General features: G+C 71.5%; 17 protein-coding genes and 2 pseudogenes. 8 read left to right on the forward strand and 11 right to left on the reverse strand.

From position 1 onward, the window contains the following. Positions 1-345: 345 nt before the first annotated feature. The 3 genes from ACIBU0_RS32740 (at position 346) to ACIBU0_RS32750 (ending at position 6,055) form a co-directional block, all read left to right on the forward strand. Entirely contained in the window at positions 346-2,832 is a 2,487-nt protein-coding gene (locus tag ACIBU0_RS32740; RefSeq protein ID WP_398825711.1) for a SpoIIE family protein phosphatase, read from the forward strand. Between the two features lie 671 nt (positions 2,833-3,503). Further along, positions 3,504-4,466, forward strand: a complete 963-nt coding sequence (locus ACIBU0_RS32745; RefSeq protein WP_398825713.1) for an ATP-binding cassette domain-containing protein — start codon at positions 3,504-3,506, stop codon at positions 4,464-4,466. Continuing rightward, on the forward strand, positions 4,463-6,055 hold the full coding sequence (locus tag ACIBU0_RS32750) for an ABC transporter permease (protein WP_398825716.1): 1,593 nt from the start codon (positions 4,463-4,465) through the stop codon (positions 6,053-6,055). The genes ACIBU0_RS32745 and ACIBU0_RS32750 overlap by 4 nt, the downstream gene beginning before the upstream one ends. An 84-nt stretch (positions 6,056-6,139) precedes the next feature. On the opposite strand, the pseudogene ACIBU0_RS32755 reads toward ACIBU0_RS32750, so the two are convergent. Further along, positions 6,140-6,632, reverse strand: a pseudogene (locus tag ACIBU0_RS32755) (hypothetical protein). A gap of 336 nt (positions 6,633-6,968) precedes the next feature. Here ACIBU0_RS32755 and ACIBU0_RS32760 point away from each other — a divergent pair. The 5 genes from ACIBU0_RS32760 (at position 6,969) to ACIBU0_RS32780 (ending at position 12,403) form a co-directional block, all read left to right on the forward strand. Then, positions 6,969-7,862: a universal stress protein gene (locus ACIBU0_RS32760; protein WP_398825718.1), complete on the forward strand. Its 894-nt coding sequence runs from the start codon at positions 6,969-6,971 to the stop codon at positions 7,860-7,862. A 90-nt stretch (positions 7,863-7,952) separates the two neighbouring features. Next, positions 7,953-8,528 (forward strand): 2-oxoacid:acceptor oxidoreductase family protein, encoded by a 576-nt coding sequence (locus ACIBU0_RS32765; protein ID WP_398825720.1) that lies wholly within the window; start codon positions 7,953-7,955, stop codon positions 8,526-8,528. Then, complete coding sequence (porA, locus tag ACIBU0_RS32770; RefSeq protein ID WP_398825723.1) at positions 8,512-9,753, forward strand: pyruvate ferredoxin oxidoreductase; 1,242 nt, start codon at positions 8,512-8,514, stop codon at positions 9,751-9,753. Before ACIBU0_RS32765 ends, porA begins: the two co-directional genes overlap by 17 nt. Continuing rightward, a complete protein-coding gene (locus ACIBU0_RS32775; protein ID WP_398825725.1) occupies positions 9,750-10,781 on the forward strand; it encodes a thiamine pyrophosphate-dependent enzyme in 1,032 nt (343 codons plus the stop codon). Before porA ends, ACIBU0_RS32775 begins: the two co-directional genes overlap by 4 nt. Beyond that, complete coding sequence (locus ACIBU0_RS32780; RefSeq protein ID WP_398825728.1) at positions 10,778-12,403, forward strand: NAD(P)-binding protein; 1,626 nt, start codon at positions 10,778-10,780, stop codon at positions 12,401-12,403. The genes ACIBU0_RS32775 and ACIBU0_RS32780 overlap by 4 nt, the downstream gene beginning before the upstream one ends. Positions 12,404-12,410: 7 nt before the next feature. Here ACIBU0_RS32780 and ACIBU0_RS32785 read toward each other — a convergent pair whose 3' ends face one another. The 10 genes and pseudogenes from ACIBU0_RS32785 to ACIBU0_RS32830 form a co-directional block, all read right to left on the reverse strand. Next, on the reverse strand, positions 12,411-12,806 hold the full coding sequence (locus ACIBU0_RS32785; RefSeq protein ID WP_398825731.1) for a DUF302 domain-containing protein: 396 nt from the start codon (positions 12,804-12,806) through the stop codon (positions 12,411-12,413). Positions 12,807-12,822: 16 nt separating this feature from the next. Next, a complete protein-coding gene (locus ACIBU0_RS32790; RefSeq protein ID WP_398825733.1) occupies positions 12,823-13,110 on the reverse strand; it encodes a metal-sensitive transcriptional regulator in 288 nt (95 codons plus the stop codon). 50 nt (positions 13,111-13,160) lie between these two features. Continuing rightward, complete coding sequence (locus tag ACIBU0_RS32795; protein ID WP_398825736.1) at positions 13,161-13,430, reverse strand: hypothetical protein; 270 nt, start codon at positions 13,428-13,430, stop codon at positions 13,161-13,163. Positions 13,431-13,513: 83 nt separating this feature from the next. After that, positions 13,514-13,915 (reverse strand): rhodanese-like domain-containing protein, encoded by a 402-nt coding sequence (locus ACIBU0_RS32800; RefSeq protein WP_398825738.1) that lies wholly within the window; start codon positions 13,913-13,915, stop codon positions 13,514-13,516. A gap of 215 nt (positions 13,916-14,130) precedes the next feature. Beyond that, complete coding sequence (locus tag ACIBU0_RS32805; RefSeq protein WP_398825740.1) at positions 14,131-15,546, reverse strand: NAD(P)(+) transhydrogenase (Re/Si-specific) subunit beta; 1,416 nt, start codon at positions 15,544-15,546, stop codon at positions 14,131-14,133. A gap of 5 nt (positions 15,547-15,551) precedes the next feature. Then, positions 15,552-15,860, reverse strand: a complete 309-nt coding sequence (locus ACIBU0_RS32810; protein WP_398825744.1) for an NAD(P) transhydrogenase subunit alpha — start codon at positions 15,858-15,860, stop codon at positions 15,552-15,554. Continuing rightward, positions 15,857-16,990, reverse strand: a complete 1,134-nt coding sequence (locus ACIBU0_RS32815; protein WP_398825747.1) for an NAD(P) transhydrogenase subunit alpha — start codon at positions 16,988-16,990, stop codon at positions 15,857-15,859. The genes ACIBU0_RS32810 and ACIBU0_RS32815 overlap by 4 nt, the downstream gene beginning before the upstream one ends. Positions 16,991-17,030: 40 nt before the next feature. Next, on the reverse strand, positions 17,031-18,044 hold the full coding sequence (locus ACIBU0_RS32820; protein WP_398825949.1) for a zinc-dependent alcohol dehydrogenase: 1,014 nt from the start codon (positions 18,042-18,044) through the stop codon (positions 17,031-17,033). Between the two features lie 48 nt (positions 18,045-18,092). Further along, a pseudogene (locus ACIBU0_RS32825) lies at positions 18,093-18,422 on the reverse strand (DUF779 domain-containing protein); the annotation flags it as partial. Between the two features lie 12 nt (positions 18,423-18,434). After that, on the reverse strand, positions 18,435-19,955 hold the full coding sequence (locus ACIBU0_RS32830) for an aldehyde dehydrogenase family protein (protein ID WP_398825952.1): 1,521 nt from the start codon (positions 19,953-19,955) through the stop codon (positions 18,435-18,437). Between the last annotated feature and the right edge of the window lie 37 nt (positions 19,956-19,992).

Genomic DNA, 19,992 nt, shown 5'->3' on the forward strand with positions numbered 1-19,992 from the left:
CGACCAAGATCTGGTCCAGGAACGGCGGGAATGTCCGAATCAGTGCCCCAGGCGGCGGTGCCGTCACGCCCCCGGCTCGACGTGCCGGACCGCATCGCCCGGGACCCGCGACCCGCGAGCTCGCCATCCAACGGCTCGGATGATGCCGTGCCGCAGGGTGTGCGCCGTGGTGCACCAGAACATGGCGATGGTCGCCGCCCATGACCCGACGGATGGCGTCACGGCCTCACGACGTGCGGGGCTTGGTGAAGAACGGTAGAAGTGGGGGGAGGGCGCAGCGTCGCCCGGACGCCTCAGTCATCCCGTGGTCCCGATGGTCTCGAGCCCGAGTGTCCGCGGGGCAGGATGGGCGAGATCGACATGCACGGTGACACCAGTGGCACCCCACTCGGCAACGGCTCCGACCCCCGTCCGGACCCGGCGGCCGCGTCCGGCCCGGCCACGGCGCTCGTCGACACGCAGGGGATCGTCAGGGGGTGGAGCGGGGGCGCCGAACGGCTGCTCGGGTATGCATACGGGGAGATCGTCGGCCGTCCCGTGAAAGGCCTGCTCGGTTCGGGCGCGGACGTCGAAAGGGGATTCCCGGCGGTCCCCGGCGAGCGCGGTGGAACGATCCGGCTCCGGCACCGCAGTGGTCGGCGAGTGGACGTACGTGTGCGGGCCTATCCGTCATGTGATGGCGAGGGCAATGCGCAGCAGTTCGTGGTGATCACGCCACAGAAGCAGCCACAACCGGAGCAGCTGACACCGGATCAGCTGACACCGAACGGGCTGATCACCGAGGAAGCCTTCGCCCAGTGCGACCTGCCCCTGATGGTGTACGACTCCCGTCTGCGGGCGCTGCGGGCGAGCGCCGGCGCCGTCCGGGAACTCGGTCTCACCGAAGAGGAGATGTGTGGTCGACGTGTCACGGACATTCTGCCGCCGCACATCTGCCGGCGGGTGGAGGACGGCATGCATCGCGCGTTCACCACGGGGGAACCCGAACACTTCCATGTGCGCGGCCGACCTCGCCCCGACGCGCCTGAAAGGGTCTGGGCCGTGACCGTGTCCCCGCTCACCCGGGCAGGGCAGGTCCGGCACGTAGAGGTCACGGCACTCGATGTCACCGAGCAGCACTTCGCCCGAGAGCGTCTCGCCCTGCTCAACGACGTCAGCACGCAGGTCGGCAGCACCCTGGACGTGATGCGCACGGCCCAGGAGATGGCCGACCTGGCGGTCGGCAAGCTGGCCGACTTCATCAGCATCGACCTGCTGGACTCCCTGTTCCGGGGTGCCGAGCCGAGGCCTTCCGCCCCTGGCACCGTCGCCCTGCGCCGTGCGGCACAGCAGTCCGTCCTCCACGGCGTACCCGAGGCCGTGATCCAGCAGGGAGACGTGGACTACTACCCCGAGTCCACGCCCCCGGTCCGCTGCCTCGCCACCGGCCGGTCCTCGCTGCACCGGACCCTGGACGACCAGGCCATCAGGGAGTGGCAAGAGGCCGACCCGGGGCGGTCAGGGGTGGTCCGTGCCTTCGGCATCCACTCGGTCATGGTCATTCCCCTCCGGGCCCGCGGCATCACCCTCGGCGTGGCCGTCCTCGTCCGCCACCGGCGTCCGGATCCCTTCGAGGAGGACGATCTGCTCCTCGCCGAGGAGATCGGCGCACGTGCCGCAGTGGCCGTGGACAACGCCCGCCGCTACACGCTCGAACGCACCACCGCACTGGCGCTGCAGCGCAGTCTGCTGCCCCGTCGGCTCGCCGCCCAGGACGCCGTCGAGGTCGCCTACCGCTACCTGCCGACCCGTACCCGGGCCGGGCTCGGGGGCGACTGGTTCGATGTGATCCCTCTGTCGGGCGCCCGGGTCGCGCTGGTCGTCGGGGACGTCGTGGGGCACGGCCTGCGTGCCTCCGCCACCATGGGGCGCCTGCGGACCGCCGTACGCACCCTGGCGGACGTCGACCTGCCCACGGACGAGCTCCTCGTCCATCTCGACGACCTGGTCACCCATCTCGCAGCTGAGGAGGACACCACCGAGGGCCCCGAGTCCGACCTCGGGATCTCCACCGACCTGATCGCCACATGCCTGTACGTCGTGTACGACCCGGTCACACGTCGCTGCACGGCCGCCACCGCCGGCCACCCGCCGCCCGCCGTCGTCACCCCTGATGGCGTGGCGGACTTCGTTGAGGTCCCTTCCGGGCCTCCGCTGGGTGTGGGCGGTCTGCCCTTCGAAACGGTCGAGTGGGAACTGCCCCCGGGCAGCCTCCTGGCGCTGTACACGGACGGCCTGATCCAGGGGGCCGAACTGGACCTCGGCAAGGGCCAGACAGAACTGCGCCGGCGCCTGGAACGGCCCAGCCCCTCGCTCGAGGCCACCTGCGACGACCTGGTCCGGAGCCTTCTGCCCACCCAGCCGCAGGACGACGCCGCCCTGCTCGTCGCCCGTACCCTGGCCCTCGACGCCGACCAGGTCGCCACGTGGGAGCTGCCGTCCGACCCGGCCGCGGTGGCCGAAGCCCGTGCGGAGATCCTGGCCCGGCTGACGCGGTGGCGTCTGCACGATGTGGCCTTCACTGTCGAGCTGGTGGCCAGCGAACTCGTCACAAACGCCATCCGCTACGGCCAACCACCCATCCAACTGCGTCTCATCCATGACACCGCGCTCCTGTGCGAGGTCTCCGACAGCAGCAGCACCGCTCCGCACCTGCGGCGGGCGCGAACCTTCGACGAGGGCGGGCGCGGACTGCTGCTCGTGGCTCAGTTCGCTGAGCGCTGGGGTACCCGACACCACGCCGGCGGCAAGACGATCTGGGCGGAGATCGCACTCCCCGACAGCCGAGAGTGAGAGCGCCGCCGCCCCACCACACCTTGCTGCCTCGCCACCCGGCTCTGAGCTACGGCCGCCCCGGACCCCACGGACCCGCACCCCGGGTATCGCCTCCGCCGGGCAGACCGGGCGGCCGGCCAAGCGGGCGAAGGAAACATGACCGCCGGCTTCGATCACAGTGCGACCGCGCTCCTGCCGCGCCACGAACTCTCTTCCGTCCCCGGGGTGCGGCGTCGCCCGAGTCGCCTCGCTGTCTCGGAAAGCGCAGGATGAATCTGCAAACCGTCCCGATTCCTTCTCCTCTCCCCGGAGGTGGACGAGACGACGCTGCGGCGGAACAGCCTCCGCGCCCGGAGCCGCCGGGTCCCCTGCACGTGCGGCTGAAGCAGGATGCCCAGGTGGACCAGTTCGCCGATCAACGCCGAGCTCGTGGTCCGGGCACCGGTCCGGCGCAATGCCCACGGCAAGGGCGAGCACCTGCCATCGCGCCGCGCGCGCACGCCGTGCACCTCTTCTCCGCACAACAGGTCTGCGGCTGCCGCCCGACGAGGCCCCGCGGCCTCGGACACGGGCGGAGCGGCCGAGGCGTCCTGATGCGGGCCGACCGCTCGGCCGCCCGGGACCTTCGGCCCCTGCCGAGGTCCGTACGCCGTGCGACAGCGTCTGAAGCAGCCGACACGGGAGGCTTCATGTCCACGGTTTCCGCTCCACAGCTCCGCGGTGAGCCGGGCGGTGACGGCTCCGTCGCCGTGGCCGTCTCGGGGCTGGTGAAGACCTTCGGGCGAACCCGTGCGCTGGACGGGTTGGACCTGACCGTCACCACGGGCGAGGTGCACGGCTTTCTCGGACCCAACGGCTCCGGCAAGACCACGACCATCCGTGTCCTGCTCGGACTGCTCCGGGCCGACGCGGGCGAGGCCCGGCTGCTGGGCGGTGACCCCTGGCGCGACTCCGTCGCCCTGCACCGGCGGCTCGCCTACGTGCCGGGCGATGTCAGCCTGTGGCCCAAGCTCACCGGCGGCGAGATCATCGACGTCTTCGGCCGACTGCGCGGCGACCTCGACCCGGTCCGGCGCGATGAGCTGCTGAACCGGTTCGAGCTGGACCCGACAAAGAAATCCCGCACCTACTCCAAGGGAAACCGGCAGAAGGTCGGCCTGGTCGCGGCGCTGGCCTCCCGCGCCGAACTGCTGCTTCTGGACGAGCCGACCTCGGGTCTGGACCCGCTGATGGAGAGCGTCTTCCAGGACTGCATCCGCGAGGTGAAGGCCGAGGGCCGCACGGTGCTGCTGTCCAGCCACATCCTGGCCGAGGTGGAGGCGCTGTGCGACCGGGTGAGCATCATCCGGGCGGGCCGCACGGTGGAGAGCGGCACGCTGGCCGGGCTACGGCATCTGACACGCACGTCGATCGACGTCGAGACGGTCCGCCCACCCAGCGGCCTCGGCGTGCTCGCGGGCGTCCACGATCTGCGGGTCGAGAACCACCGGGCCCGCTTCGACGTCGACACCGATCGCCTGGACGAGGCCGTGCACCGGCTCGCCGACTTCGGCATCCGCACCCTCACCAGCCGGCCCCCGACCCTGGAGGAACTGTTCCTTCGCCACTACGACGCGGAGCCCGTCCCACGCGTGAAGGACGAGACGCGATGACCCTCGCGACCGATCAGACGGGCACGGCAGTCCTCACCCGGCTGATCCTGCGCCGCGAACGGGTCCGCATCCTGATCTGGACCGTCGCCATTCCGCTGCTGGTGCTGCTGACAGCGGCGAGCGTGAAGGGGCTCTACCCCACCCAGCACGACCTCGACGTGGCGGCCGAGGCCAGTGAGGGCAACGCCGCGGCCATCGCCTTCAACGGACCGGCCCAGGGCCTCGACACGCTGGGCGGTGAGGTGGCCTTTCAGGTCGGCACCTTCGGACTGGTCCTCGTGGCCGTGATGAGCACCTTCATGACCGGGCGGCAGACGCGCGCCGAGGAGGAGGCCGGCCGCGCCGAGATGATCGGCTCGCTTCCGGTCGGCGGACACGCGAACGCCACCGCCGCTCTGCTGGTCGTGTCCGGCATGAACGTGGTCGTCGGGGCGCTGGTGGCACTCGGCCTCATCGCCATGGACCTGCCCGTCACGGGTTCGGTCGTCTTCGGCGTCTCCTTCTGCGCGCTGGGACTCGTCTTCGCCGCCATCACCCTCGTCGTCGCCCAGATCTCGGAGAACACCAGGGTCGTGCACGGCAGCATCGGGGCCGTGCTAGGCGTGGCTTTCCTGCTGCGTGCCGTCGGGGACATCGGGGACGGCACGGTGTCGTGGTTCTCCCCGATCGGCTGGGTCCAGAAGACACGGCCCTTCGCGGGGGAACGCTGGTGGCCCCTGCTGATCGCCGCCGTGTTCGCCGCCGCCGCCGTGCTCGGGGCGCACGCGCTGTCCGACCGGCGAGATCTCGGTGCGGGCCTCGTGCCGCCCCGGCCGGGCCCGCCGAGGGCGGCACGCGGCCTCGGCCGGCCGCTCGGGCTGGCCCTGCGCCTGCAGCGCGGAAGCCTGATCGGCTGGAGCTGCGGTGTGTTCCTGACCGGTCTCGCCTACGGCTGGGTCGCCGACGATGTCGAGGACTTCGTCGCCGACAACGAGGCCCTGGAGGACCTGATCACGGGGTACGGCGGAGCGAGCCTCACCGATTCCTACCTGTCCCAGTCGCTCCTCGTCGTCGCTCTCCTCGGTGCCGGCTACACCGTCCAGTCCGTCCTGCGGCTGCGCGGCGAGGAGAGCGGACTGCGCGCCGAGCCGCTGCTCGCCACGCCGGTCTCCCGTGGCCGCTGGGTGGCCGGTCACCTGACGGTGGCGCTGGCCGGCAGCGTCGCGATGCTCGTCGCGGCCGGTCTCGGCACGGGGCTCGCGTACGGCATCACCAGCGGTGACCTGGGCCAGGTGCCCCGCCTCGTCGGCGCCGCACTGGCCTACACTCCCGCGCTCTGGCTGCTCGCGGGTCTCGCGATCGCCCTGTACGGGCTCGTCCCGCGCGGCACAATCGCCGCCTGGGCCGCCCTCCTCGCGTGCTTCGTCATCGGCCTGCTGGGCGAGGCCCTCGATCTCCCGGGCCGGGTCAGGGACATCTCGCCGTTCGAGCACATACCGCACGCACCGGCGGCCGACCTGGGCCTCACGGCACCGGCGCTCCTCACGGCGATCGCGGCCGCCCTCACGGCGGCCGGTGTGGCGGGCTTCCGACGGCGGGACATCGGCTGAGCGCTCCGCCGAGTCTCTCGACCTCCCTCGCATCGGGGCGACCCCGTTCGAGGGGAACGCACCGAGACAAGGCCCCGCGAACCCTCAGCGCTGCCGAACCGCAGCGGAGACCCGCGCCGCACCCCTGGGCCAGATCACCTCGACCGGGATGCCCCGCGCCCGTGCACAGGCGACGAGGTGCGCGGTGGCGTCCCTGCCATCGGTCGGGGAACCGTCCCAGACGGCCAGCACCTTCCGGCTCGCGGCGACGAGTCGCTCGTCGGCGCCGATGCGGGCGTCCCTGTCGGCGGGGTCGAAGGCCAGCAGCCGTACGTGCTCGGCGAGCATCAGCAGCTCCGCGGCCGCCGAACGGTCGGGTTCCGGCAGGATCGCGGGCACCGAGCGCTGTCGGCAAAAGCACCACGAGCCTGCGCCCGGCCTCCCGCACCGCCCGTCCGAACGTCAGAGGCAGCCCTGCCCCGGCACGTACAAGACCGCCGGCGCCCTCGGTGAGGCGTGCCAGGCGGTCCTTCAGCTCGGCCTCCACCAACTCCAGTGTGGGCACGGTCAGATCGGCGTGCCCCACGGCGACGATCACCGGCCCCGCCCCGTCCTGCCGAACATGCCTGGTCCTCTCCCTGTCACGACCCGTCTGAGGCAGTGAACCGAGGGGCGTCCGCCCTCCGGTAGGGCCGAAGGGCCCATGGCCGGTCAGGCAGGCGACAAGCGCGTGCGGTCGGCCCGCCGGCGGACGTCGCTGATCGCCTCGGGCTCGGTACCGGCCTCGTGCCGCACCGACCGGTACCGAAGGGCCGTTCGGCCCCCCGCCGCGGGCCGCTGTGGCCCCTGCCCGAGCCGGTGCCCGCGCGGGGATTCTGGAACCGAAGGGGTCCGCACACCGGCGTGCGGGCACCGACCCGGGGAGGTGTTGGCCGTGCTTCGCCCCGTTGTGGTGGGACTGGACGGTTCCCGCGAAAGCCTCGCCGCCGCCGACTGGGCGGCCCGGGAGGCGCTCAGGCGCGGCCTGCCGCTGCGCCTGGTGCACGCCTGGGAGGGCGGTGTGTCGCCCGACCAGTCGGAGTTGCCCGAACTGGAGGCACCGCGGTACTGGGCGCGGCGGATCCTGCGCGGCGCCATGGACCGGCTCAACGAGCGTTACCCGCAGGTCTATCTGAGCGCCGAGCAGATCTCCCGGCCCGCGGCCGACGCCTTGGTGGCGGCGAGCGACGAGGCCGAGCTGCTGGCGCTGGGCAGCCGGGCGTTCAGCGGTTTCGGCGGGTTCCTGGCCGGTTCGGTGGCGCTGGCCACGGTCGCCCATGTGGCGCGGCCCGTCGTACTTGTACGGGCCGATCAGACACTTGAGGACGAGCATCTGCCGGATGCGGAGGGCAGGCTGTCGTCGCACACGCCGTACCGCCCCGTCGTGGTCGGCGTGGACCCGGCGTATCCGTCCGAGGAGCTCCTCTCCTTCGCCTTCGAGAGCGCGCTGCTGCGCGCCGCCCCGCTGCGGGCCGTGTACGCCTGGCGCCTGCCGTACGTCCAGAGTGCGGCGGTGGCGAAGGTGCGCAGGACGATGGGGGCGGCCGCCGACAAGGCGCTGGCGTCGGCGCTGCGGCCGTGGCGGGAGAAGTACCCGACGGTCGAGGTCGTCGAGATGGCGGAAGAGGGACATCCGGCGCAGCGGCTGCTCCATGCCACGGACGACGCCGGTCTGCTGGTCGTCGGCCGCCGGAACCGTCCGGCCAGGATCGGCATGCGCACGGGGCCGGTCGCACATGCCGCTATGCACCACGTCCGGTGCCCCGTCGCCGTCGTCGCGCACGGGTGAGTCGTCCCTCCCGGTCCGGATGACAGGGCCCGGGCCGGGAGGGACCCGTATCCACCGATGCCCGCAGGGCACGCACCCAAGGGGGGCGCCGTGTTCCAGGTTCGTGTCCACGGCCGCGGAGGCCAGGGCGCCGTTACGGCCGCCGAGTTGCTGTCGGTGGCGGCCTTTCTGGAGGGCCGGTACGCGCAGGCGTTCCCGAGCTTCGGTTCGGAGCGTACGGGAGCGCCGGTCGTCGCGTTCTGCCGGATCGACGACCGCCCGATCCGCGTCCGTGAACCGGTCACCCGGCCCGACGCGCTGGTGATCCAGGACGCGACGCTGCTGCACCAGGTGAACGTCTTCGAGGGCCTCGTGCCTGGCGGCTCCGTACTGATCAACTCGCCGAACAGCCCGGACGAGTTGGGCCTCGCGACGCTCACCGGGCGCATCCTCACGGTACCCGCCACCGCCCTCGCCGTACGCCACCTCGGCCGCCCGGTCCCCAACCTCGTTCTGCTCGGCGGCCTCGCCGCTCTCACCGGCTGCGTCACGATCGACGCGCTCACCACCGCCGTGCGGGACCGTTTCCCGGGCGGTCTGGGCACGGCCAACGCGGCCGCGGCCGAGGAGGCGTACGACCATATCCGTGTCCAGCGGGAGGAGTCCGCCCATGCTCAAGCAGACTGAGGGCTCGCGGGCGGTCGCCGAGACGGTCGCGTACTGCCGCCCCGAAGTGATCGCCGCCTACCCGATCTCCCCGCAGACGCACATCGTGGAGGAGCTCAGCCGGCGGGTGAAGTCGGGATCGCTCACACCGTGTGAATACGTCAACGTCGAGTCGGAGTTCGCCGCGATGTCGCTGTGCATCGGGGCCTCCGCGGCGGGCGCCCGTGCCTACACGGCCACCGCGAGCCAAGGCCTGCTCTACATGGTGGAGGCCCTGTACAACGCCTCCGGGCTCGGCCTGCCCATCGTGATGACGGTGGCCAACCGCGCGATCGGCGCCCCGATCAACATCTGGAACGACCACAGCGACGCCATGTCCCAGCGCGACTCGGGCTGGATCCAGCTGTACGCGCGCGACAACCAGGAGGCGGCCGACCTGCACCCGCAGGCGTTCCGGCTGGCCGAGGAGCTGTCGCTGCCGGTGATGGTGTGCATGGACGGCTTCGTGCTGACGCACGCCTGGGAGCCGATCGAGGTGCCGGAGCAGGCGCAGGTCGACGCGTTCCTGCCGCCGTACGAGCCACGCCAGGTCCTGGACCCGGACGAGCCGGTGTCGATCGGCGCGATGGTCGGGCCGGAGGCGTTCACCGAGGTGCGCTACCTCGCCCACGCCAAGCAGATGCAGGCGCTGGAGGCGATCCCGGACATCGCACGGCAGTTCCGGCAGGCGTTCGGGCGGGACTCGGGCGGCCTGATCCATCCGTACGCGTGCGAGTACGCCGACACGATCGTCGTGGCCCTCGGCTCGGTCCTGGGCACGGTGTGCGACGTCGTCGACGAGATGCGCGCGGCCGGGGTGCGGATCGGGGCGCTGGGGATCACCTCCTTCCGGCCGTTCCCGTTGGAGGCGGTACGGACCGTGCTCGGCGGGGCCCGCCGGGTCGTCGTTCTCGAACGCGCACTCGCTGTCGGCGTCGGCGGGATCGTCTCGCAGAACGTGCGCACCGCGCTGTCCGGGATCCGGCTGGACGGTCACACGGTGATCGCCGGGCTCGGTGGGCGCCCGATCACCAAGACCTCGCTGCACCGGCTGTTCGCCGACGCGGTCGTCGGGCGGCTCGGGCATCTCACGTTCCTGGATCTCGACACCGGCCTGGTGGAGCGGGAGTTGGACCGCATGGCGCGCACCCGCAGGTCCGGGCCGTCGGCGGAGAACATCCTGCGTGATGTGGGGAGCAACCGATGAGTGCCGCGCGGCAGGTGAAGTTCTACCAGGTCGGCAGCTTCGCCGCCGGAAACCGGCTGCTGAGCCCGGAACTGCGGTCCGACCAGGCCGACCCGGAGCGGGCCAACGCGCTCACCTCCGGCCATCGCGCCTGCCAGGGCTGCGGCGAGGCGCTCGGCGCCCGCTACGTCCTCGACGCGGCACAGCGGGCGGCCGGCGGCAAGGTGATCGCGGTCAACGCGACGGGCTGTCTGGAGGTGTTCTCCACGCCGTACCCGGAGACCTCCTGGCAACTGCCGTGGCTGCACTCCCTGTTCGGCAACGCACCCGCCGTCGCCGCGGGGGTCGCCGCCGCGCTGCGCGCCAAGGGGCGCATGGACGTCCGGGTGGTCGGGCAGGGCGGGGACGGCGGCTCGGTGGACATCGGCTTCGGCTGTCTTTCCGGCATGTTCGAGCGCAACGACGATGTCCTGTACGTCTGTTACGACAACGAGGCGTACATGAACACCGGCGTCCAGCGCTCCGGGGCCACTCCCCCGGCCGCGCGCACGGCCACCACCCAGGCGGTCGGCGAGGAGCCGGGCGCGCCTTTCGGGCAGGGCAAGAGCCTGCCGCTGATCGCGATGGCCCACGAGATCCCGTACGTCGCCACGGCCACCGTCGCGGGGCTGCGTGACCTGGAGGCCAAGGTGCACCGGGCGATGGGGATGCGCGGCGCCCGCTATCTGCATGTGCTGGTGCCCTGCCCGCTGGGCTGGGGCACGGCGTCCTGTGACACCGTACGCATCGCGCGGCTGGCCGAGCAGAGCGGGCTGTTCCCGGTGTTCGAGGCCGAGCACGGCGAGGTCACCGACGTGACGCCGATCCGGCGGCGGGTGCCGGTGGAGGAGTATCTGCGACCGCAGAAGCGGTATGCGCACCTCTTCCGGCCGGAGCCGCGCACGGACGTCATCGCCCGTCTCCAGCGGCTCGCCGACCGCAACATCGCCCGCTTCGGGCTCCTGCCTCAGGAGCGGGCACACGAGCAGGCACAGGAGGCAGCGCCGTGAAGGAGAAGCCGTTCGCGATCACCCTGGACGTGGGGTCCAGCCTCGCCAACCGCACCGGCGCCTGGCGCACCGAGCGCCCCGAGTACGTCCACCGGCTGCCGCCGTGCAACCAGGCCTGCCCGGCCGGCGAGAACATCCAGCAGTGGCTGTTCCACGCGGAGAGCGGCGACTACGAGTCCGCCTGGCGGCAGTTGATGCGGGACAACCCGCTGCCGGCCGTCATGGGCCGGGTCTGCTACCACCCGTGTGAGACCGCCTGCAATCGCGTACAGGTCGACAACGCCGTGGGAATCAACGCCGTAGAGCGCTTCCTGGGCGACGAGGCGATCAAGCGGGGTTGGCGGGTGGAGGCGCCCGCGGCCTCGTCCGGTAAGCAGGTCCTGGTCGTCGGCTCCGGTCCGGCCGGGCTGTCCGCCGCGTACCATCTCCGGCTTCTCGGGCACGAGGTGACGATCCGTGAGGCGCAGGAGCGTCCGGGCGGCATGATGCGTTACGGCATCCCGCGCTACCGGCTGCCCCGGGAGGTGCTGGACGCGGAGATCGACCGCATCCTGGCGCTGGGCGTCACGCTGGAATGCGGCACCCGCGTCGACGACGTGCTCGCCGCCCGGCGCGACGGCGGCTTCGACGCCGTGTTCCTGGCGGTGGGCGCGGGCATCGGCAGGCGCACGTACATCCCGGCGGGCGACAGCGCGCACATCCTCGACGCGGTGGCGCTGCTGGGCAGCATGGAGGGCGAGGATCCTCCCCTGCTGGGACGCACGGTCGCGGTCTACGGCGGCGGCAACACGGCCATGGACGCGGCCCGCACCGCGCGCAGGCTGGGCGCGACCGACGCCGTGGTGGTCTACCGGCGCACCCGGGACCGGATGCCCGCGCACGACGAGGAGGTCGAGGAGGCGCTGGAGGAGGGTGTGCGGCTGAAGTGGCTGTCCACCATCAAACACGTCGGCGGCGGCCGCCTCACCGTCGAGCGGATGCGGCTCGACGAGAGCGGATTCCCGCAGCCCACGGGCGAGTTCGAGGAACTGGACGCCGACACGGTGGTACTGGCGCTGGGGCAGGACTCCGACCTGTCGCTGCTGAAGGGCATGCCCGGCCTGACGGTGGACCACGGTACGGTGCGGGTCGCCGAAGGGCTGATCACCGGGCAGGAAGGCATCTTCGCCGGGGGCGACATGGTGCCGGACGAGCGCACGGTGACCGTGGCCGTGGGCCACGGCAGAAAGGCCGCGCGGCACATCGACGCGTATCTGCGCGGGACCCCCCGCGCGCCCGGCGCCAAGCACGCTCCGGCCGGCTACGACCGGCTCAACACCTGGTACTACTCGGACGCTCCTGCGTCGGTGCGGCCCCGGCTCGAACTGGCCCGCCGCGTCTCGACGTTCGACGAGGTGATGCAGGGTCTCGACGAGTCCACCGCCCTGTTCGAGGCGCGGCGCTGCATGTCGTGCGGGAACTGCTTCGAGTGCGACAACTGCTACGGCGTCTGCCCGGACAACGCGATCACCAAGCTGGGGCCGGGCCAGGGCTTCGCGATCGACCTCGACTACTGCAAGGGGTGCGGGCTGTGTGTGGCCGAGTGTCCGTGCGGGGCGATGGAGATGGTGCCTGAGGAGTAGGGGGGCCTCAGGCCTGCGTCGTGAGTGCGGCGAGGGCCGCGTCGAGCCGGCGTGTGGCCTCCTCGGCGACCGGGCGCAGGGCGTCGAGTTCGGTGAGGGCCACCATCGTGTTCGGGTCCAGCGCCTGTACGGCCGTGCGGTCGCCGTCGGCGCGGACGACCACGTTGCAGGGCAGCAGCAGGCCGACGGAGCGGTCCGTTTCCAGGGCGCGGTGGGCCAACGGCGGGTTGCACGCGCCCAGGATCACGTAGTCCTCCATGTCCTGGTCGAGCTTGGCCTTGAGCGTGGCGGTGACGTCGATCTCGGTAAGGATCCCGAACCCCTGCGCGGCGAGGGCGTCCCGGACGCGGCCGACGGCGGTGGCGAAGTCGGTGTCGAGGTGCACGGTGCGGTCGTAGCGCATGGTGGGGTCCTTCTGTTTACGCCAGTGACAGGAACAGCTTCTCCAGGCGGGCACGCATCTGGTCGGTGTCCGCGCCGTTCTTCCGGCCGGAATCGATATCGATCACGCACTGCTGCAGCCCGGTGGCGATGATCGCGAAGCCGGCCCGGTCCAACGCCCGCGAGGCGGCGGCCAGCTGCGTCACGACCTCCTCGCAGTCCCGGCCCTCCTCGATCATCCGGATGACGCCGGAGATCTGCCCCTGCGCCCGGCGCAGCCGGTTCAGTACGGCCTTGAGGTCCGCGCCTTCGAGTTCGAGTTCCACGATCACTCCCCGGATCAATACCCCTACGGGTATCGTACGCCCGATTCGATTCAACCGGCGCTCGGCCCGACCGGGCCGCGTTCGGCCAGTGCGGCGTGGGCAAGGAGGTGCTGAGCGAGGTCACGGGCCTCGTCGGCGGTCAGCGCCGCCCAGACGCCCGGCTCACCACCCCGGTCCGGGCCCACGTCCAGCGTGACCCGGCCGATCGGCCGGTCCGCCGGAGCGAGCCTCAGGCACTTCACCACGATCCGCCGGCCGCACGTCGTCACCAGAGCCGCGTCGCCGGCCGTGCGCGACCGGCCTTCTCCCGCCGTCGTCATCGGTCTCACACCCTTCCCGGGGGACATTCCCTCGAGCACTCCCCCGCCCGACGGCACCTCGCCGCCGTATACCTACCGGGGTATTAAGAGAAGCGCGCCCGGAGTCTGAATTGTTCCCGTGGTCCGGCGTGGGCACGGCGGGCGCCGTAGGGGGATTGCCGCGCCGGAGCAGACAGGAGCCCGGCGGCCATCGGACGGCCGCTGGCGGCCCAGGCGAGGATGCCGCCGGCCACCGAGTAGGCGTCGACGCCGCGGGCGGTCATCCAGTCGGCAGCGGTCTTGCTGCGATTGCCGCCGGCGCAGATCACGTACACCGGCCGGCCGGTGGGCAACGCGTCGCAGCGGACCGGGACGGTGCGCAACGGGATCAGCCGCGCGCCGGGCACATGCCCGGCCTCGTACTCGTCGGGTTCGCGTACGTCCACGACCAGGCCTCCCTCGACCCAGGCCGCGGCGAATCTCTCCAGCCTCGCTTCACGGGCCACTTCATTGCCTCCTCAAATACCCCCGGGGGTGTCCTGGCGCCGAGAGTACGGCGCCTTGCGGAGTCGCGTCAAATACCCCCTGGGGTATTTGCCCACCAGGCAAATCCGGCGGCGGCAGTCGATCAGGTGACGCCGAGAGCCGGAGGGCTCGAACGCCCTCCGGCTCACCTCGCCGCCGACCGTGTCGGCCTCCGGCCCCCTCCCCTGTGCTCCGGTCAGCCCACGAACTCCCCCACCGCGGCCTTCAGTTCACCGAGCCCCTTCTTCGCGTCCGTGAAGAACATCCCGGTCTTCGGGTCGGTGTAGAGCTCGTTGTCGATGCCCGCGTAGCCGTGGCCCATCGAGCGTTTGATCACGACGACGCTCTTCGCCTTGTCGACGTCGAGGATCGGCATGCCCGAGATCGCGTTGCCGGGGCGGCGGGCGATCGGGTTGGTCACGTCGTTCGCGCCGATGACGAGGGCGACGTCCGCCTGCGGGAACTCGGGGTTGACGTCGTCCATCTCCTTCAGCCGGGTGTACGGCACGTTGGCCTCCGCCAGCAGCACGTTCATGTGCCCCGGCATGCGACCCGCGACCGGGTGGACGGCGTAGCTGACGTCGACGCCGTGGTCGGTGAGCAGCTTGGCCAGGTCGCCGAGTTCGTGCTGCGCCTGGGCGGCGGCGAGGCCGTACCCGGGGACGAAGATGACCTTGCGCGCGTACGCCAGCTGAATCGCCACATCGTCCGCGGAGACCGACCGCACCTGGGCCGGCGCCCCGGAGGCGGTCGCCGCGGGGGCGCCGTCGCCGGTGCCGAAGCCGCCGGTCACGATGTTGGCGATGGAGCGGTTCATGGCGTCGGCCATCAGCTTGGTCAGGATGCCGCCCGAAGCGCTGACCAGCATGCCCGCGATGATCAGCGCCGTCTCGTTCAGGACGAAGCCCGCCATCGCGACCGCCGAACCCGTGAAGGCGTTCAGCAGGGCGATGACCACGGGCATGTCGGCGCCGCCGATGGGCAGCACCATCGTCACGCCGAACAGCAGCGCCACGGCCACCAGCCCGTACAGGGCCGTACGGGACTCGGGCGCCGACACCAGCCGGACCGTGCCGGCGACGAAGGACACCGGCAGCGCCACGTTGAGCAGCCGCGCGCCCGGGAAGACCACCGGCGCGCCGGACACCACACCCTGGAGCTTGCCCGCGGCGATCAGCGAGCCGGAGAAGGTGACCGCGCCGATGACGATGTCGAGCGCGCCCGGGAGGGACACCCGTGCGCCCAGCAGCGCGGCATCGTCGGCCTGGAGCAGGTCGGTGATCGCGATCAGCGCGGCCGCGCCACCGCCGACCGCGTTGAAGAGGCTGACCAGTTGGGGCATGGCGGTCATCTGCACGGCACGCGCGGCCCACATGCCGAGGGCGGCGCCGACCAGTCCGCCGCTGACGAGGACGAGCCAGCCGGTGCGGGTGATCACGTCCTCGTACGCCACCAGCCATACGGTGGCGCCGATCGCGACGGCCATGGCGGCGGCGGAGAGGCTGTTGCCGCGGCGGGCAGTGCGCGGGTGGTTCATCAGGTGCAGGCCGAGGACGAAGCAGGCGGCCGCGGCCAGGAAGATGTAGTGGACGGCGTCGGCGACGTTGTCCATGGCGGTCACACCTCCTTCTTCTCACCGGTCGGCTTGGCCTTGAACATCTCCAGCATCCGGTCGGTGACGACGTACCCGCCGACGACGTTCATGGCCCCGAACGCCATCGCCACGAAGGCGAGGACGTATCCGAGCCACGTGTGCGACTCGGCCGCGATGAGCATCGCGCCGATGACGACGATGCCGTGCACGGAGTTGGAGCCGGACATCAGCGGGGTGTGCAGGGTCGCCGGGACCTTGCTGATGACCTCGATGCCGACCAGGACGCTCAGCACGAACACGGTGATCGCGGCGAGGAGATCGAGGTTGTTCATGAGGACTCCCCTCCCTCGGGTTCGGTCACTCCCGTGAGCGCGGCCGTGATCTCGTCGGCCGGGTCGAGGACGATCTCGCCGTCGCGCCCGAGGTGGCGCAGCACGGCGACGAGGTTGCGGGCGTACGCCGTGGACGCGGCGGTCGCCATGGCGGACGGCAGGCGTCCGGCGCCGATGAGCGTGACGCCGTTTTCGAGCACGTCGGTCTTGTCGGGTTCGGTGCCCTCGACGTTGCCGCCGAGCTCGCTCGCGGCGAGGTCGACGACGACCGCACCGGGCGCCATCCGCTCGAGCACGGCCGCGGTGACCAGCAACGGCGGCTTGCGGCCCGGTACTTGCGCCGTGGTGATGACGATGTCGCTGCGGGCGACGTGCGCGTCCAGCGCCCCCCGCTGGGCCCGCTGCTCCTCCTCGGTCAGCTCGCGTGCGTAGCCGCCCTGGCCGGCGCCCGATCCGGTGCCTGGCGAGCGCTGGATGTCGAGGAATCGGGCGCCGAGCGACTCCACCTCCCCTCTCGACTCGGGGCGTACGTCGTACGCCGTGACGACGGCGCCCAGGCGGCGGGCGGTGGCGATCGCCTGGAGCCCGGCCACTCCGGCGCCCAGGACGAGGACCTGCGCCGGGCGCATGGTGCCCGCCGCGGTGGTCAGCATCGGGAAGAACCGGTCGTAGGAGTCGGCCGCGAGGAGAGCCGCCTTGTAGCCGGCGACGTTGGCCTGGGAGGTCAGCGCGTCCATGGACTGGGCGCGGCTCAGCGTGCGGGGCAGCAGATCCAGGCTCACCGTGCGGATGCCGCGCTCGGTCAGGTGCTGGACGAGGGCCGGGTGCCGCAGCGGTTCGAGCAGCCCGATGAGGGTCTGCCCGGGGCGCAGTGCGGTGGCGGCCTCCTCGTCCGGCGGGCCGACGCACAGGACGGCGTCCGCGCGCGCGTACAGCTCCTCAGGGGGCACGACAGCCGCCCCCACGGCCGTGTAGTCGGCATCGGTGAACCAGACGCCGGATCCGGCTCCGGCCTCGATCAGCACCTCGAGTCCGGCCCGGCGCAGGAGGGTGACGGCCTCGGGGACGAGGGCGACCCGGCGTTCGCCGGGCGCCCGCTCCCGTACGGCCCCTACGGTGACGTTTGGCATGATCTGCTGCCCTCCCTGTGGCCCGGGATGTCCGGGGCCGTCAGAACTCGAAGACGAGGCGCGCCTCGGCCCGTCCGCCGAGGACCTCCTCGAAGGAGTCGTTGACCTGGTCCAGGCGCCGCGGTTCGGCGATCACCCGGGTGCGTCCGGCGGCGTGCAGCGCGAACACCTCGGTCAGGTCCTGGCGGGTGCCGACGATGGAGCCGATGACGGAGATCCCGCCGAGCACGGTCTCGAAGATCGGCACGTCGATCGCCGCGTCGTCGGCGGGCAGCGCGACCATGACGAGACGTCCGCCGCGGTTGAGTGACCTGTACGCCTGCTCGAACGCCTTGGGCGCGGCGGCGAGCACGACGGCCACGTCCGCGCCGCCGGCCTTCTTGATCTCCTCGACCGGGTCGTGTGTCCGGGCGTTGACGATCTCGTCGGCGCCGAGCCGGTGGGCCAGGCCCAGTTTGTCGGGTTCGAGGTCGACGGCGGTGACGAAGCCGCCGACGAGCCGGGCGTACTGGAGGGCCAGATGCCCGAGGCCGCCGATGCCGAAGACGGCGACGCGTTCGGCCGGCTGTACGCGGGCGACCTTGATCGCCTTGTAGGTGGTGACGCCCGCGCAGGTCAGGGGCGCCGCGTCGAACGAGGTCACACCGTCGGGCACCTGGACGACCGCACCCGCGTTCGCCACGGTGTACTCGGCGTAGCAACCGTCCACGGAGTAGCCGGAGTTGACCTGGCTCTCGCACAGGGTCTCCCAGCCGGAGACGCAGTAGCGGCAGGTACCGCAGGAGGAGCCGAGCCACGGGACGGCGACCCGCTTGCCGATCAGCGTCTCGGAGACGCCCGCGCCGACGGCCTGGACGGGGCCGATCCCCTCGTGGCCGGGGATGAACGGCGGCCGCGGCTTGACGGGCCAGTCGCCGTGCGCGGCGTGGATGTCGGTGTGGCACAGGCCCGATGCCTCCATGCGGACGAGCACCTGGCCGGGGCCCGGCTCGGGGACGGGGACGTCCTGGATCTCCAGCGGCTTGCCGAAGTCGGTTACCACTGCTGCCTTCATGACCCACTCCTCAACTCGGTTCACTTCCGGGCGGTTCACCCGGCTGACGAAATGCAGCCCGTCCCCGGCTGCGAGGGAGAAACCGCCCGGTGTGCCGGGTGCGACGTCCAGGACGAGGCGCGGACGGCCGAGTGCCTCGTACAGGTCGGCGTCGATGTGGAAGGTGCAGCCCGCCACGACGCCCAGCAGCACATCCCCCTTCCCCAGGGCGAGTTCGCCGTCGGGGAAGCACATCGGGGCGCTGCCGTCGCAGCAGCCGCCGGACTGGACGAACATCACCGGTCCCCCGCGGGCGGCGCGCAGGGCCGCGATGGCCTCGCGCGCCGCCTCCGTCGCGGTGACGCGCCCGGCGGTGTCGTCGTGGACGTGTCCGGGCATGTCCGCTGCCCCCTAGAACAGCCCGAGCGGCTCGGTGCCGTAGCTGACCAGGAGGTTCTTGGTCTGGCTGTAGTGCTCGAGCATCATCTTGTGCGTCTCGCGGCCGATGCCGGAGACCTTGTAGCCGCCGAACGCGGCGCCCGCCGGGTACTGGTGGTAGCAGTTCGTCCAGACACGGCCGGCCTTGATGGCGCGGCCCATCCGGTAGGTGCGGCCGGTGTCGCGGCTCCAGACGCCGGCTCCGAGGCCGTACAGCGTGTCGTTGGCGATGTCGAGGGCCTCCGCCTCGTCCTTGAAGGTGGTGACGGCGAGGACGGGTCCGAAGATCTCCTCTTGGAAGACCCGCATCCTGTTGTGGCCCTTGAGGACGGTGGGCTCGAAGAAGTAGCCGTCCGCGAACTCCCCACCGAGGGTGGGCCGGTGGCCGCCGACGAGGAGCTCGGCCCCTTCCTTCAGGCCGATCTCGACGTACGACGCGATCTTCTCGACCTGCTGCCGGGAGACCTGCGGCCCGATCATGGTGGCGGTGTCGAGCGGGTCGCCCTGCTTGATGGCGCGGATCCGCTCCAGGCAGCGGCCCATGAACTCCTCGTAGATGTCCTCCTGGATGAGGGCGCGGGAGGGGCAGGTGCAGACCTCGCCCTTGTTGAACGCGTAGAGCACCAGGCCCTCGACGGCCTTGTTCAGGAAGTCGTCGTCCTCGGCGGCCACGTCGTTGAAGAAGATGTTCGGCGACTTGCCGCCCAGCTCCAGGGTGACCGGGATGATGTTCTGGGACGCGTACTGCATGATGAGCCGGCCGGTGGTGGTCTCACCGGTGAAGGCGACCTTGGAGATGCGCTTGTTGGTGGCCAGCGCCTTGCCGATCTCGGTACCCGGGCCGTTGACGACGTTGAGGACGCCCGGCGGCACGATGTCGCCGATGACCTCCATCAGCTTCAGGATCGACCACGGGGTCGGCGAGGCCGGCTTGATGACCGTGGCGTTGCCGGCGGCGAGCGCCGGGGCGAGCTTCCACGCGGCCATCAGCAGCGGGAAGTTGAACGGGATGATCTGCCCGACCACGCCCAGCGGCTCGTGGAAGTGGTAGGCGATCGTCTCCTTGTCGATCTCGGTGATCTCGCTCTCCTGGGCGCGGATCGCGGCCGCGAAGTAGCGGAAGTGGTCGGCGGCGAGGGGGATGTCGGCGGCCAGGGTCTCGCGGACCGGCTTGCCGTTCTCCCAGCTCTCGGCGACGGCGAGTTCCTCGCGGTGGGCGTCGATGGCGTCGGCCACCTTGGTGAGCACCGCGGCCCGCTCGGTGGTGGACGCGTCGCCCCACCTGTCCTTGGCGGCGTGTGCGGCGTCCAGGGCGAGTTCGATGTCCGCGGCGCCGGACCGGGGCACCTCGCAGATGGGCTTGGCGGTGGCGGGGCACGGATTGGGTGTGTACTTGCCGGTGGTGGGTGCCTCCCACTTGCCGCCGATGAAGTTCTCGTACCGGGGTGCGACGTCAACTGGACTGCCCGGCCTGCCCGGAGGGTCGTACTTCATGACCGTCCCCTTTCCGATCGCGGCGATCGTGGTGATG

The sequence above is a fragment of the Streptomyces sp. NPDC049627 genome, assembly GCF_044465645.1.
GTDB lineage: Bacteria > Actinomycetota > Actinomycetes > Streptomycetales > Streptomycetaceae > Streptomyces.

What these genes read in the sequence shown, in the direction of transcription:
- ACIBU0_RS32745 (WP_398825713.1), top strand. Translation starts at nt 3,504, where the DNA reads ATGTCCACGGTTTCCGCTCCACAGCTCCGCGGTGAGCCGGGCGGTGAC.
- ACIBU0_RS32820 (WP_398825949.1), bottom strand. Translation starts at nt 18,044, where the DNA reads ATGAAGGCAGCAGTGGTAACCGACTTCGGCAAGCCGCTGGAGATCCAG.
- ACIBU0_RS32740 (WP_398825711.1), top strand. Translation starts at nt 346, where the DNA reads ATGGGCGAGATCGACATGCACGGTGACACCAGTGGCACCCCACTCGGC.
- ACIBU0_RS32795 (WP_398825736.1), bottom strand. Translation starts at nt 13,430, where the DNA reads ATGACGACGGCGGGAGAAGGCCGGTCGCGCACGGCCGGCGACGCGGCT.
- ACIBU0_RS32785 (WP_398825731.1), bottom strand. Translation starts at nt 12,806, where the DNA reads ATGCGCTACGACCGCACCGTGCACCTCGACACCGACTTCGCCACCGCC.
- ACIBU0_RS32810 (WP_398825744.1), bottom strand. Translation starts at nt 15,860, where the DNA reads ATGAACAACCTCGATCTCCTCGCCGCGATCACCGTGTTCGTGCTGAGC.
- ACIBU0_RS32830 (WP_398825952.1), bottom strand. Translation starts at nt 19,955, where the DNA reads ATGAAGTACGACCCTCCGGGCAGGCCGGGCAGTCCAGTTGACGTCGCA.
- ACIBU0_RS32750 (WP_398825716.1), top strand. Translation starts at nt 4,463, where the DNA reads ATGACCCTCGCGACCGATCAGACGGGCACGGCAGTCCTCACCCGGCTG.
- ACIBU0_RS32815 (WP_398825747.1), bottom strand. Translation starts at nt 16,990, where the DNA reads ATGCCAAACGTCACCGTAGGGGCCGTACGGGAGCGGGCGCCCGGCGAA.
- ACIBU0_RS32775 (WP_398825725.1), top strand. Translation starts at nt 9,750, where the DNA reads ATGAGTGCCGCGCGGCAGGTGAAGTTCTACCAGGTCGGCAGCTTCGCC.
- ACIBU0_RS32805 (WP_398825740.1), bottom strand. Translation starts at nt 15,546, where the DNA reads ATGGACAACGTCGCCGACGCCGTCCACTACATCTTCCTGGCCGCGGCC.
- porA (WP_398825723.1), top strand. Translation starts at nt 8,512, where the DNA reads ATGCTCAAGCAGACTGAGGGCTCGCGGGCGGTCGCCGAGACGGTCGCG.